This window comes from Pseudomonas sp. LBUM1676 (genome assembly GCF_059695605.1).
This window is the reverse complement of record NZ_CP166777.1, coordinates 440,618-453,528: the sequence shown is the minus strand read 5'-3', so window position 1 is coordinate 453,528 and position 12,911 is coordinate 440,618. Positions and strand designations below refer to the sequence as shown.

The 12,911-nt window shown below is 60.2% G+C and carries 7 protein-coding genes and 1 pseudogene; 3 read left to right on the top strand and 5 right to left on the bottom strand.

Annotated features, from left to right (window positions below; genetic code table 11):
* Positions 1-165: 165 nt before the first annotated feature.
* Positions 166-1,650, bottom strand: a complete 1,485-nt coding sequence (gene putP, locus ACA041_RS02100) for a sodium/proline symporter PutP (RefSeq protein WP_497439668.1) — start codon at positions 1,648-1,650, stop codon at positions 166-168.
* Positions 1,651-2,114: 464 nt separating this feature from the next.
* Here putP and putA point away from each other — a divergent pair, with 464 nt between their 5' ends.
* Positions 2,115-6,068: a trifunctional transcriptional regulator/proline dehydrogenase/L-glutamate gamma-semialdehyde dehydrogenase gene (putA, locus tag ACA041_RS02095; protein ID WP_497439667.1), complete on the top strand. Its 3,954-nt coding sequence runs from the start codon at positions 2,115-2,117 to the stop codon at positions 6,066-6,068.
* 260 nt (positions 6,069-6,328) lie between these two features.
* Positions 6,329-8,131 (top strand): acyl-CoA dehydrogenase, encoded by a 1,803-nt coding sequence (locus ACA041_RS02090; RefSeq protein ID WP_497439666.1) that lies wholly within the window; start codon positions 6,329-6,331, stop codon positions 8,129-8,131.
* Between the two features lie 121 nt (positions 8,132-8,252).
* Here ACA041_RS02090 and ACA041_RS02085 read toward each other — a convergent pair whose 3' ends face one another.
* The 4 genes and pseudogenes from ACA041_RS02085 to ACA041_RS02070 all read right to left on the bottom strand — a co-directional run bounded on the left by ACA041_RS02085 (position 8,253) and on the right by ACA041_RS02070 (position 10,835).
* The gene (locus ACA041_RS02085) at positions 8,253-8,984 is read right to left on the bottom strand and encodes a methyl-accepting chemotaxis protein (protein WP_497441993.1); all 732 of its coding nucleotides are present in this window, start codon (positions 8,982-8,984) and stop codon (positions 8,253-8,255) included.
* Positions 8,985-9,116: 132 nt separating this feature from the next.
* Positions 9,117-10,160, bottom strand: a pseudogene (locus ACA041_RS02080) (HAMP domain-containing protein); the annotation flags it as partial.
* 145 nt (positions 10,161-10,305) lie between these two features.
* A complete protein-coding gene (locus tag ACA041_RS02075; protein WP_497439665.1) occupies positions 10,306-10,608 on the bottom strand; it encodes a cell division protein ZapA in 303 nt (100 codons plus the stop codon).
* Positions 10,605-10,835, bottom strand: coding sequence for a hypothetical protein (locus tag ACA041_RS02070; RefSeq protein WP_095127466.1), 231 nt, complete (start codon positions 10,833-10,835; stop codon positions 10,605-10,607). The genes ACA041_RS02075 and ACA041_RS02070 overlap by 4 nt, the downstream gene beginning before the upstream one ends.
* A gap of 324 nt (positions 10,836-11,159) precedes the next feature.
* On the opposite strand from ACA041_RS02070, the gene ACA041_RS02065 reads away from it, so the two are divergent.
* Positions 11,160-12,902: a potassium/proton antiporter gene (locus tag ACA041_RS02065; protein WP_497439664.1), complete on the top strand. Its 1,743-nt coding sequence runs from the start codon at positions 11,160-11,162 to the stop codon at positions 12,900-12,902.
* Positions 12,903-12,911: the final 9 nt, after the last annotated feature.

Here is a 12,911-nt window from a genome sequence, read left to right as displayed (position 1 = left end):
GAGCCAGGAAATTCAGACTTATCCTGCTTATTTAGGGAAACCTCCTTCAACAAACGGAACAATTGACTACAGACATTGCGATGCGCCAATAAAAAACGGCCCGCTTCCAACTGGGAGCGGGCCGTTTTCCTGTATTTGAAAGGTCAGAGCCTCAGCTCATCCCGATCACTTGTTCAGACGGAAATCTGCCTCGGCAGCAGCGAAACGCTGGAGCATACCGGCAGTCGGCGCGCCCAGTTTGCTGACGATGTAGATCGCCAGGCTGGCGAAGATGAAGCCCGGGATGATTTCGTACAGGCCCAGCAGCTCGAAGTGTTTCCACACGATCACGGTGATCGCGCCGACCAGGATACCGGCCAGTGCGCCGTTGCGAGTCATGTCTTTCCAGATCACGGAGATCAGGACTACTGGGCCGAACGCAGCACCGAAACCGGCCCAGGCGTAGCTCACCAGACCCAGTACACGGTTTTCCGGGTTGGCTGCCATCGCGATGGCGATCAGGGCAACCAGCAGCACCATGGCGCGACCGACCCAGACCAGTTCAACCTGGGAAGCGGTTTTACGCAGGAAGGTCTTGTAGAAGTCTTCGGTCAGGGCGCTCGAGCACACCAGCAACTGGCAGCTCAGGGTGCTCATTACGGCAGCCAGAATGGCCGACAGCAGTACACCGGCAATCCACGGGTTGAACAGGATTTTCGCCAGCTCGATGAACACACGTTCGTGGTTTTCGGTCACAGGACCGGCCAGATCAGGGTTCGCCGAGAAGTAAGCGATACCGAAGAAACCAACCGCGACGGTGCCGCCCAGGCACAGGATCATCCAGGCCATGGAGATGCGGCGAGCGTTAGCGATCGACTTGACCGAATCCGCCGCCATGAAACGCGCCAGGATGTGCGGCTGGCCGAAGTAACCCAGGCCCCAGCCCATCAGCGAGATGATGCCGATGAAGGTGGTGTTTTTCAGCATGTCGAAGTTGCTTGGATCTTGCGCTTCGATGGCCAGGAACGTGGTGTCGACGCCGCCAGTGGCCAGCAGCACGATGATCGGCGTCAGCAACAGGGCAAAGATCATCAGCGTGGCTTGTACGGTGTCAGTCCAGCTCACTGCCAGGAAACCGCCGACGAAGGTGTAGGCAATCGTTGCCGCAGCACCGGCCCACAGTGCAGTCTCGTAGGACATGCCAAAGGTGCTTTCGAACAGACGGGCGCCGGCCACGATGCCGGATGCGCAGTAGATGGTGAAGAACACCAGGATCACGACGGCAGAGATGATCCGCAGCAGGCCGCTTTTGTCTTCAAAACGGCTGGAGAAGTAATCCGGCAGGGTCAGTGCATCGCCGTTGTGCTCGGTCTGCACGCGCAGACGGCCGGCGACGAACAGCCAGTTCAGGTAAGCACCGATGATCAGGCCGATGGCGATCCAGCTTTCGGACAGGCCGGACATGTAGATGGCACCCGGCAGACCCATCAACAACCAGCCGCTCATGTCGGAAGCGCCGGCGGACAATGCAGTCACGACGCTGCCCAGGCTGCGACCGCCCAGAATGTAGTCAGAAAGGTTATTGGTGGAGCGATAGGCCATGAAACCGATCAGCACCATTGCTGCAATGTAGATCACGAATGTGATCAGGGTTGGATTGCTTACGCTCATTTTAAGTGACGCCCTGGCTTTGTTGTTATGTAGCGGCGGCTGGTGAACCGCTCGCAAACGATGACGTTTGACAGACGATCCTGGATCCCGCGCATTTATGACTGATGTTTCCCCAGGAAAGCCATCAGCCGGTACACCGGACTTTTATGGCCGGTTGCACCTTGGGCGCGAATGCTATTCAACAAAGCAAATAAGGTGCAACCAGTTTCTTGGGAATAAGTTGCACCTAGTCGGATTTATCTGAAAAAGCCCTGTTTTTGCTCCGTTTTAGGGCAGTCAGGGGGCATTACTAGAAGTAAAAGCATCAAGCGCGGGCGGTACGTGCGTACCGGAATTTATTTCCTGACGAGCTGCGTAACATTCCGACAAAAAAAGGGTTGCACCCGGTTGCACCTCGCCAGTTGCGCAGCTAATCTTGCCGCCAGCTGATGCCACGCGGTCGTGGCAAACATGAGGATAAAAATATGGCTACCACCACCCTTGGGGTCAAACTTGATGACCCGACCCGCGAGCGCCTCAAGGCCGCTGCGACCTCGATTGATCGCACGCCGCACTGGCTGATCAAGCAGGCAATTTTCAATTACCTGGAAAAACTCGAGGGTGGTGCAACCCTGACCGAGCTGAGCGGCATGATCAGCAAAGACGCTGAAGATGCCGGTGAAGTCCACGCTGACCACGCGCACCAATGCTTCCTGGAATTCGCTGAAAGCATCCTGCCGCAATCGGTACTGCGTGCTTCGATCACCGCCGCCTACCGTCGCCCTGAGCCGGAAGTGGTGCCGATGCTGATCGAGCAGGCTCGCTTGCCGGTCGCCATGGCCGAAGCCACCAACAAGCTCGCCGCCTCGATTGCCGAGAAATTGCGCAATCAGAAGAGCGCTGGCGGCCGTGCCGGGATTGTTCAGGGCCTGCTGCAGGAATTTTCCCTGTCGTCCCAGGAAGGCGTGGCACTGATGTGCCTGGCCGAAGCGCTGCTGCGCATCCCGGACAAGGGCACCCGCGACGCACTGATTCGCGACAAGATCAGCACCGGCAACTGGCACCCGCACCTGGGCAACAGCCCGTCGCTGTTCGTCAACGCCGCCACCTGGGGCTTGCTGCTGACCGGCAAACTGGTCGCCACCCACAATGAAGCCGGTCTGACTTCGTCCCTGAGCCGCATTATCGGCAAGAGCGGCGAGCCGATGATCCGCAAGGGCGTCGACATGGCCATGCGCCTGATGGGCGAGCAGTTCGTCACCGGCGAAACCATCGCCGAAGCCTTGGCCAACGCCAGCAAGTTCGAAGCCAAGGGCTTCCGCTATTCCTACGACATGCTGGGTGAAGCCGCACTCACCGAGCACGATGCCCAGAAATACCTGGCCTCGTACGAACAAGCCATCCACTCGATCGGCAAAGCGTCCCACGGTCGTGGGATTTATGAAGGCCCGGGCATTTCCATCAAGCTCTCGGCACTGCACCCGCGTTACAGCCGCGCGCAGTACGAGCGTGTGATGGACGAGCTGTACCCGCGGCTGCTGTCGCTGACCCTGCTGGCCAAGCAATACGACATCGGCCTGAACATCGACGCCGAAGAAGCCGACCGCCTCGAGCTGTCGCTGGATCTGCTCGAGCGCCTGTGCTTCGAGCCGCAATTGACTGGCTGGAACGGCATCGGTTTCGTGATCCAGGCTTACCAGAAGCGTTGCCCGTATGTGATCGACTACGTGATCGACCTGGCTCGCCGCAGCCGTCATCGCCTGATGATCCGCCTGGTAAAAGGCGCGTACTGGGACAGCGAAATCAAGCGCGCCCAGGTCGAAGGCCTGGAAGGCTATCCGGTCTACACCCGCAAGGTGTACACCGACGTGTCCTACATCGCTTGCGCCCGCAAGTTGCTGTCGGTGCCGGAAGTCATCTACCCGCAGTTCGCCACGCACAACGCCCACACTCTGTCGGCCATTTACCACATTGCCGGTCAGAACTATTACCCGGGTCAGTACGAGTTCCAGTGCCTGCACGGCATGGGCGAACCGCTGTACGAGCAGGTTGTAGGCAAAGTTTCCGAAGGCAAGCTGAACCGTCCTTGCCGCGTTTATGCGCCGGTCGGTACTCACGAAACCCTGCTGGCGTACCTGGTACGTCGTCTGCTGGAAAACGGCGCGAACACCTCGTTCGTCAACCGCATCGCCGACCAGTCCATTTCGATTCAGGAGCTGGTGGCCGATCCAGTGGCCAGCATCGAGCAGATGGCGACGCTGGAAGGCGGCTTCGGCCTGCCACACCCGCGTATCCCGCTGCCGCGTGATCTTTATGGTGCCGAGCGCGCCAACTCCAGCGGCATCGACATGGCCAACGAACATCGTCTGGCTTCCCTGTCGTGCGCCCTGCTGGCCACCGCTCACAACCACTGGAAAGCCGCGCCGATGCTCGGTTGCGCCTCCAGCTCCGAAACCCCTGCACCAGTCCTCAACCCGTCCGATCTGCGTGACGTGGTCGGTCATGTACAGGAAGCCACCGTCGAAGACGTCGACAACGCGATCCAGTGCGCCCTGAACGCCGCACCGATCTGGCAGGCCACCCCGCCCGCCGAGCGCGCCGCGATTCTGGAACGCGCCGCCGATTTGATGGAAGGCGAGATCCAGCCGCTGATGGGCCTGCTGGCTCGCGAAGCCGGCAAGACCTTCGCCAACGCCATTGCCGAAGTGCGCGAAGCCGTGGACTTCCTGCGTTATTACGCGGTGCAGGCGCGCAACGATTTCACCAACGACGCCCATCGCCCGTTGGGCCCGGTGGTCTGCATCAGCCCGTGGAACTTCCCGCTGGCGATTTTCAGTGGTCAAGTCGCTGCTGCACTGGCCGCCGGTAACCCGGTATTGGCCAAGCCTGCGGAACAAACCCCGCTGGTGGCCGCTCAAGCCGTGCGCCTGATGCTCGAAGCCGGTATTCCCGAAGGCGTACTGCAACTGCTGCCGGGCCGTGGCGAAACCGTTGGCGCCCGTCTGGTCGGCGACGATCGGGTCAAAGGCGTGATGTTCACCGGTTCCACCGAAGTCGCTCGTTTACTGCAACGCAATGTCGCGGGTCGTCTGGATGCCCAAGGTCGTCCGATTCCGTTGATCGCCGAAACCGGTGGCCAGAACGCGATGATCGTCGATTCCTCGGCGCTGACCGAACAGGTAGTGATCGACGTCGTATCGTCGGCGTTCGACAGCGCCGGTCAACGTTGCTCGGCGCTGCGTGTACTGTGCTTGCAGGAAGATTCCGCTGACCGTGTCATCGAAATGCTCAAGGGCGCCATGGCTGAATGCCGTCTCGGCAACCCTGAGCGGCTGTCCGTGGACATCGGCCCGGTGATCGACGCCGAAGCCAAGTCGGGCATCGAAAAACACATCCAGGCCATGCGCGACAAAGGTCGCAACGTGTACCAGGTTGCGATTGCCAATAGCGAAGAAGTCAAACGCGGCACCTTCGTGATGCCGACCCTGATCGAACTGGAAAGCTTCGACGAACTGCAGCGTGAGATCTTCGGTCCGGTGCTGCACGTGGTTCGCTACAAGCGCAAGGACATCGATCAACTGATCGGTCAGATCAACGCTTCCGGCTACGGCCTGACCCTGGGCGTGCACACCCGCATCGACGAGACTATCGCCAAGGTGATCGACAACGTCAACGCCGGTAACGTCTATGTAAACCGCAACATCGTGGGTGCCGTGGTCGGCGTGCAGCCGTTCGGCGGCGAAGGCCTGTCGGGCACCGGCCCGAAGGCTGGTGGTCCGCTGTATCTGTACCGCTTGCTGTCGACACGTCCTACCGATGCGATCGAACAATCCTTCGCTCGCGGTGACGCCATCGCAGCACCGGACGTTCGTCTGCGTGACGCCATGAGCAAGCCGCTCACCGCCTTGAAGGCTTGGGCCGGCAGCAACAAGTTCGCTGACCTGAGCACCCTGTGCGTGCAGTTCGCGGCGCAATCGCAAAGCGGGATCACCCGTGTTCTGGCAGGCCCGACTGGCGAGCGTAACAGCTACGCCATCCTGCCCCGCGAACACGTGCTGTGCCTGGCGGAAGTCGAGGGTGATCTGCTGGCTCAACTGGCGGCGGTATTGGCCGTCGGCGGTTCGGCGGTGTGGCCGGAAGCGGAATTGACCAAGGCATTGTTCGCTCGTTTGCCGAAGGACGTTCAGGCGCGGATCAAGCTGGTTGCCGACTGGAACAAGGACGAAGTGGTGTTCGATGCGGTTCTGCATCACGGCCATTCCGATCAGCTGCGTGCGGTGTGCCAGCAGGTGGCCAAGCGTGCCGGTGCGATTGTTGGGGTTCACGGGTTGTCCCAGGGCGAAACCAACATTGCGCTGGAGCGTCTGGTGATCGAGCGGGCGCTGAGTGTTAACACTGCTGCGGCGGGTGGTAATGCGAGCTTGATGACGATCGGCTAAATCGCAACAAAGCCAGGCGCCCGCAATGGGTGCCTAGAATGCAAAAAACCTTGTGGGAGCGAGCTTGCTCGCGATAGCGGTCTGTCAGTCACATCCGTTTTGGATATGCCGCCGCCATCGCGAGCAAGCTCGCTCCCACATTTGTTTTGTGGCGTCTGCTAAGTCGTTGCGCTGCTACACCATCACGCTCATCAATCATCCTGTTCACCCCGCCCCGCCCACGCCTAGACTCGGCCCATTCCAAAAAAAGGTAGGCCGCCATGTCCGAGACGTTGCTCAGTTCCCGCAATCTGGCTTTCGAGCTGTATGAAGTCCTCGATGCCGAGGGCTTGACCCAGCGTGAGCGTTTCGCCGAGCACAACCGCGAGACTTTCGACGCCGCCCTTGGCACCGCCCGCAACATCGCCGAAAAGTTCTTCGCCCCGCATAACCGCAAGAACGATGAGAACGAGCCGCGCTACGAGGACGGTCAGGCGATTCTGATTCCGGAAGTGAAGCCGGCGGTGGATGCTTTCCTCAAAGCCGGCTTCCTCAATGCGGCGCGCAGTTTCGATGCGGGCGGCATGCAGCTCCCTACCCTGCTGTCCCAGGCCTGTTTCGCGCACTTTCAATCGGCCAACGCGGCATCGACCTCCTACCCGTTCCTGACCATGGGCGCGGCCAACCTGATTGAAAGTTTCGGCACCGATGAGCAGAAGCAGCGCTTCCTGCAGCCGATGATCGACGGCCGCTTCTTCGGCACCATGGCCCTGACCGAACCCCATGCCGGCTCGTCGTTGTCGGATATTCGTACACGCGCCGAGCCGGCGTCCGACGGCACCTATCGACTCAAGGGCAACAAGATCTTCATCTCCGGCGGCGATCACCCGCTGTCGGAAAACATCGTGCACATGGTCCTGGCCAAATTGCCGGATGCACCGGCCGGTGTGAAGGGAATCTCTCTGTTTATCGTGCCCAAGTTCCTGGTCAACGATGACGGCAGCCTGGGCCAACGCAACGACGTGCTGCTGGCCGGGCTGTTCCACAAGATGGGCTGGCGCGGCACGACTTCCACCGCGCTGAACTTCGGCGACAACGGCGAGTGCGTCGGCTACCTGGTGGGCAAGCCGCACCACGGTCTGAGCTATATGTTCCAGATGATGAACGAGGCGCGGATCGGCGTTGGCATGGGCGCGGTCATGCTCGGCTACGGCGGTTACCTGTACTCGCTGGAATACGCCCGCGAACGTCCCCAAGGTCGCGTCCCGGACAGCAAAGACCCAAACACCGCACCGGTGGCGATCATTCAGCACGCCGATGTCAAACGCATGCTGCTGACCCAGAAAGCCTACGTCGAAGGCTCGTTCGATCTCGGGCTGTATGCGGCGCGACTGTTCGATGACACCACGACCCTTGAGACTGAAGCCGAGCGCAAACAGGCTCACGAACTGCTGGATTTGCTGACCCCGATCGTCAAATCCTGGCCGTCGGAGTTTTGCCTGAAGGCCAACGAACTGGCGATCCAGGTTCTTGGCGGTCATGGTTATACCCGTGAATACCCGGTGGAGCAGTATTACCGCGACAACCGCCTGAATCCGATCCATGAGGGCACTCACGGCATTCAGTCGCTGGATTTGCTGGGACGCAAACTGGCGCAGAACGGTGGTGCGGGGCTCAAGCAGTTGATCCGCTTGATTGCCGGCACTGCCGAACGGGCGCAGGCACACGAATCGCTGACCGCACTGCGTGAACCATTGGAGAAACTGGTGGCGCGCCTGCAAACCGTGACCATTGGCCTGTTGACCGATCTCGGCCAAGGCAAGGTCAACAGCAGCCTGGCGAATTCGGCGCTGTACCTGAAAGTGTTCGGGCACACGGTAATTGGCTGGCGCTGGCTGGAACAGGCGATTCGTGCCGAGGAAGGGTTGGCCAAAGGCAATGCGGCGGATGTGAGCTTTTATAAGGGCAAGCTGCAGGCGGCGCGGTATTTCCTGACGTGGGAAGTGCCGGGTTGCCACCATGAACTGGCGATTCTAGAGGCGCGGGATGATGTGTGTCTTGGGATGCAGGATGAGTGGTTTTGATCAGGATTTTTTGCTGCTGCAGAAATCCAATCGCGAGCAGGCTCGCTCCCACAGGGTCAAGTGTTCACAGATCCAATGTGGGAGCGAGCCTGCTCGCGAAGGCGTCAGCCCAGACAACACATCAACTCAGTTTGAACCCACCCATCTGCCGCGCCAGATCATCCGCCAACCGCTGCAACATCTGACAATCCTCACGGCAAGCCCTGACTTCCCCGGCAGTCGCCCGGGCCAGATCAGAGATCCCCTGCACATTGCGGTTGATCTCTTCCGTCACCGCCGACTGCTCTTCCGTCGCCGTGGCCACTTGATGGTTCATATCGCTGATGCGCTCGACCTGCCCGGTAATCGCCGCCAACGACGCCCCGGTCCGCTGGCTTGATTCAACACCCGTGCCGGTTGCCGCTTGCCCGCTGTGCATCGACGACACTGCATTCTCAGCGCCTTGCTTGAGGCTGCCGATCATCTGCTGGATTTCATCGGTGGACGACTGAGTCCGCCGCGCCAATGTGCGCACCTCATCGGCAACCACCGCAAACCCGCGCCCCATGTCCCCGGCCCGCGCCGCTTCGATGGCCGCGTTCAGCGCCAGCAAATTGGTCTGCTCGGAAATCCCGCGAATCACCGCCAGCACCTGGTCGATGGAGGCGACCTGAGTGGCCAATTCGCCCACGGCATTGGCAGCGAGGCCAATTTCATCCGACATGCTTTCGATATGGCGGATGGATCCGCCGACCACCTCCCGCGCCTGCATCGCCTCGTCCCGAGCGCTTTGCGAAGCAACGGCGGCATTGCCGGCGTTCTGGGCGATGTCCTGCACGGTCAGGTCCATTTCGTGAACGGCGGTGGCAACCATGTCGGTCATCTCCTGCTGCCGGCCGGAGCGTTCGGCGGTGTTGTCCACCACTCGCGCCACTTGGCCGACGGCCGTACGCAAGCGATCGCTGGTGGTCAGCACTTCGCCGATCATCTCGCGCTGACTGTCGAGGAATCGATTGAAGCCGCGCGCCAGGTCACCCAGTTCATCAGCGCGACTGGAATCTAACCTGTGGGTCAAATCTCCACCACCGCTACCGATGGCTACCAGCGCCGCTGTTACCTGACGGATCGGCCGCACCAATCCACGGGCCAGCAGCACCACCAGCAACAGGCAGACCAGCGCCACCGACAGACCGATGCCACCGCTCATCCACATGGCGCGACGGGCTTCGGCGTAGATCTGCGACTGTGGCACTTCGGCCACCAGGGTCCAGCCCAGGTCACGCAATGGCAGGCTCAACGCCAGATAATCTTCGCCTTCGCGCGCAAAGCTGCCAGTGGGGGCGGACGCGGTGGCGGTAGCGAGTTGACCCATGACCGCCTGCGCCGCCGGGGCGCCGATCTGTTCGGCCAAGGTGCGCTTGCCGCTCAACTGCGCCTCGGGATGGACCTGAATCAAACCATCGGAACGCACGAGATAGACCTTGCCGCGCTCACCGAACCTGAAATTGTGAATCAGCTCTGACAGCTCTTTCATACTCAGGCCAAGCCCGGCGACGCCCACGACTTTACCGGCCTGCTCGACCTTGAGGTCGATGAACAGCGCCAGTTCGCCGGTCGCGGTGTCATGGTCGATATTGAGGGTGCGCGGCTGGTTGCTGTCGAGGAACGAATAGAACCAGGCGTCTTTCGGGTTGGAACGGCTGAGGGTCCGATCCAGACCTTTTTCTGTGTAGTAGTGGCTGGAAGCAGTACCGACCATCAACGCGGTAAAGGCCTTGTGCTCGGCACGGATGCCTTCCAGATAGGTCACGAAACTCTCGGTCTGGGCACTGCTTTCACCCCCGGCCAACCAGTCGCGCACCATGCTGTTGCTGGCGATATCCTTGGCGGCGGTGAGGGGTTGCACGAGGATGCGCTCGATGTCGTTGCGCATCGCTTCGATACTCGACGGCAGCGCTTGTTCGACCAGATAGTTCTGGGCGAGACGATTGACCACCAGGGTATAAATGCCAACCACGATCAGAATGCTGACCAGCAGGGCAGTGCCCATGCTCAGGATCAACTGCCACTGAATACTGCGTCGCCAGAACTGCATGGAGCACCCCCAAAGAATAAGAGGCTGAAACACTGCAACAGCCGTGCCGATTGTATACAACTCAAACGACAATTTATTCTTTGGTTGTGCGCAAAGCCGATCAGGCCTGATTGATCGTCTTGGAGATTACTTCAACCGTGGCGCTGACTTGCTCTTGGAAACGGTCGAGTTCCTGCTTGTGCTGTTTCTGCATGTCAATCTGCTGGGAGCACAAATTCATCGCGGCCAGCACCAGCAACCGGTCACCGATCAGCGTCGGGTACTTCCTTTTGGTGTCGGCCAGGGCAGCCTTCAACATCAACGCGGCGTCCAGCAGGGTTTGCTCTTCCCCGTCCGGCGCCCTGATCGAATAGTCCTCCCCCAGGATCGAGACGACCTTTACCCCTGCGGCGCCGTGGTTCATGCGCTGACAGGGCCAGCGCTAACGCGCTCGACCAGGGCCTGAATACGGGCCGTGGTGGCACCTTGTTTTTCTTCCTGTTCCATCAGGCTCAATTGCAGGCTTTCGTTTTCATCCTTGGCCTGGGCCAGTTCTGCGCTCAGGGTCTGGTTAGTGCCAAGCAAGGTCTGGTTCTGTTGCACCAGATCGCTGACGAGCTGTTCCAATTGACTTAGGGATGCTTCCAACATTTTGATATTCCAGGCATTTTCAAAGGGCGCGTACGATAAAGAAAAGTCACCACGGATGCCAGGGTTATTCCGGCGCAAAGCCTTGATTTTGCTGGCGGATGACCTTCCTCGCGAACTTTACAGACTGTGATTGGCGAATCTGGTTCCTGCACTTCGTCGCCGGGAGGGTTGTGCGACAAAAAATTCCGGGAACGATCTTCCGCCTTGAGCCACCCCTGCGGCAAAACCTTTTTGACAGCATCACATTTCAACAGGTTAGAATCGCTGGCACGCAGACTGCATGGTCAGTTTGTGCCCGCCTTTCTGCTTTCCGGAGTACTGCCTTTGAATGCGACGACCATCAACAGCCTGTTCTTGATCGGCGCGTTGCTGGTAGGTGCGAGCATTCTAGTGAGTTCACTTTCGTCCCGCCTGGGCATCCCGATTCTGGTGATTATCCTGGCCGTGGGCATGTCGGCTGGCGTCGATGGCGCAGGCATCATTTTCGATAATTACCCGACGGCTTATCTGGTCGGCAACCTCGCGCTGGCGGTGATCCTGCTCGATGGCGGGTTGCGCACACGGGTTTCCAGCTTCCGCGTGGCGTTGTGGCCTGCGCTATCCCTGGCCACGGTTGGGGTGTTGATCACCACCGGGCTGACCGGCATGGCGGCAGCCTGGTTGTTCGACCTTAATCTGATTCAGGGTTTGCTGATCGGCGCTATCGTGGGTTCTACCGACGCCGCCGCAGTGTTTTCGCTGCTGGGCGGCAAGGGTTTGAACGAACGGGTGAGCGCGAGCCTGGAGATCGAATCCGGCAGCAACGACCCGATGGCGGTGTTCCTGACCGTGACCCTGATCGACATGCTCGCCAGTGGAGAGACCGGTCTGCACTGGAATTTGCTCGTGCACCTGGTGCGCGAGTTTGGCATAGGCGGCGTCATCGGGCTGGGCGGCGGCTGGGTCATGTTGCAGCTGGTCAACCGCATCCACCTGGCCGCCGGCCTCTATCCGATCCTGGTGATTGCTGGCGGCCTGTTTGTTTTCGCCCTGACCAACGCCCTGCACGGCAGTGGCTTCCTCGCGGTTTACCTCTGCGGTCTGGTGATCGGCAACCGCCCGGTGCGCAGCCGCCATGGCATTCTGCACATGCTCGACGGCATGGCCTGGCTGGCCCAGATCGGGATGTTCCTGGTGCTGGGCCTGCTGGTGACGCCCCACGACTTGCTGCCGATCGCCCTGCCCGCCCTGGGCCTGGCGTTGTGGATGATTCTGTTCGCCCGGCCACTGTCGGTGATGGTCGGCCTGTTACCGTTCAAGGCGTTCCATGGCCGCGAAAAGGTGTTCATCTCCTGGGTAGGCCTACGTGGCGCCGTTCCGATCATTCTGGCGGTGTTCCCGTTGATGGCGGGCCTGCCGAACGCCCAGCTGTACTTCAATCTCGCCTTCTTTATCGTGCTGGTGTCGCTGCTGGTACAGGGCACGAGCCTGCCTTGGGTGGCGAAACTTCTGAAGGTGACCGTACCGCCGGAGCCGGCACCGATCTCCCGGGCCGCCCTGGAAGTCCATGTCACCAGCGAGTGGGAACTGTTCGTGTATCGCCTCGGCGCCGAAAAATGGTGCATCGGCTCTCCCCTTCGCGAACTGAAAATGCCCGAAGGGACCCGGATCGCGGCACTGTTCCGGGGTCAACAACTGCTCCATCCGTCGGGTAGTACGGTGCTCGAAGTCGATGATTTGCTCTGTGTCATCGGCCATGAACACAACCTGCCGGCCCTCGGAAAACTCTTCAGCCAGGCACCGCAACGAGGCCTCGATCTGCGCTTTTTCGGCGACTTCGTACTTGAAGGAGACGCCCAGCTGGCCGCGGTTGCTGCCCTGTATGGGTTGAAAGTCGAAGGCATCGATCCGGACATGACTCTGGCCAGCTTCATTGCCCATAAAGTGGGGGGTGCACCGGTAGTCGGTGACCAGGTGGAATGGAACAACACCATCTGGACTGTCGCGGTCATGGAAGGGAACAAGATCGGCAAAGTGGGCGTCAGATTCCCCGAAGGAAGTCGCCCAGGCCCGGGCTTGTTCCTCTAAACTCCATTC

What these genes read in the sequence shown, in the direction of transcription:
- putP (WP_497439668.1), bottom strand. Translation starts at nt 1,650, where the DNA reads ATGAGCGTAAGCAATCCAACCCTGATCACATTCGTGATCTACATTGCA.
- putA (WP_497439667.1), top strand. Translation starts at nt 2,115, where the DNA reads ATGGCTACCACCACCCTTGGGGTCAAACTTGATGACCCGACCCGCGAG.
- ACA041_RS02090 (WP_497439666.1), top strand. Translation starts at nt 6,329, where the DNA reads ATGTCCGAGACGTTGCTCAGTTCCCGCAATCTGGCTTTCGAGCTGTAT.
- ACA041_RS02085 (WP_497441993.1), bottom strand. Translation starts at nt 8,984, where the DNA reads ATGGTTGCCACCGCCGTTCACGAAATGGACCTGACCGTGCAGGACATC.
- ACA041_RS02075 (WP_497439665.1), bottom strand. Translation starts at nt 10,608, where the DNA reads ATGAACCACGGCGCCGCAGGGGTAAAGGTCGTCTCGATCCTGGGGGAG.
- ACA041_RS02070 (WP_095127466.1), bottom strand. Translation starts at nt 10,835, where the DNA reads ATGTTGGAAGCATCCCTAAGTCAATTGGAACAGCTCGTCAGCGATCTG.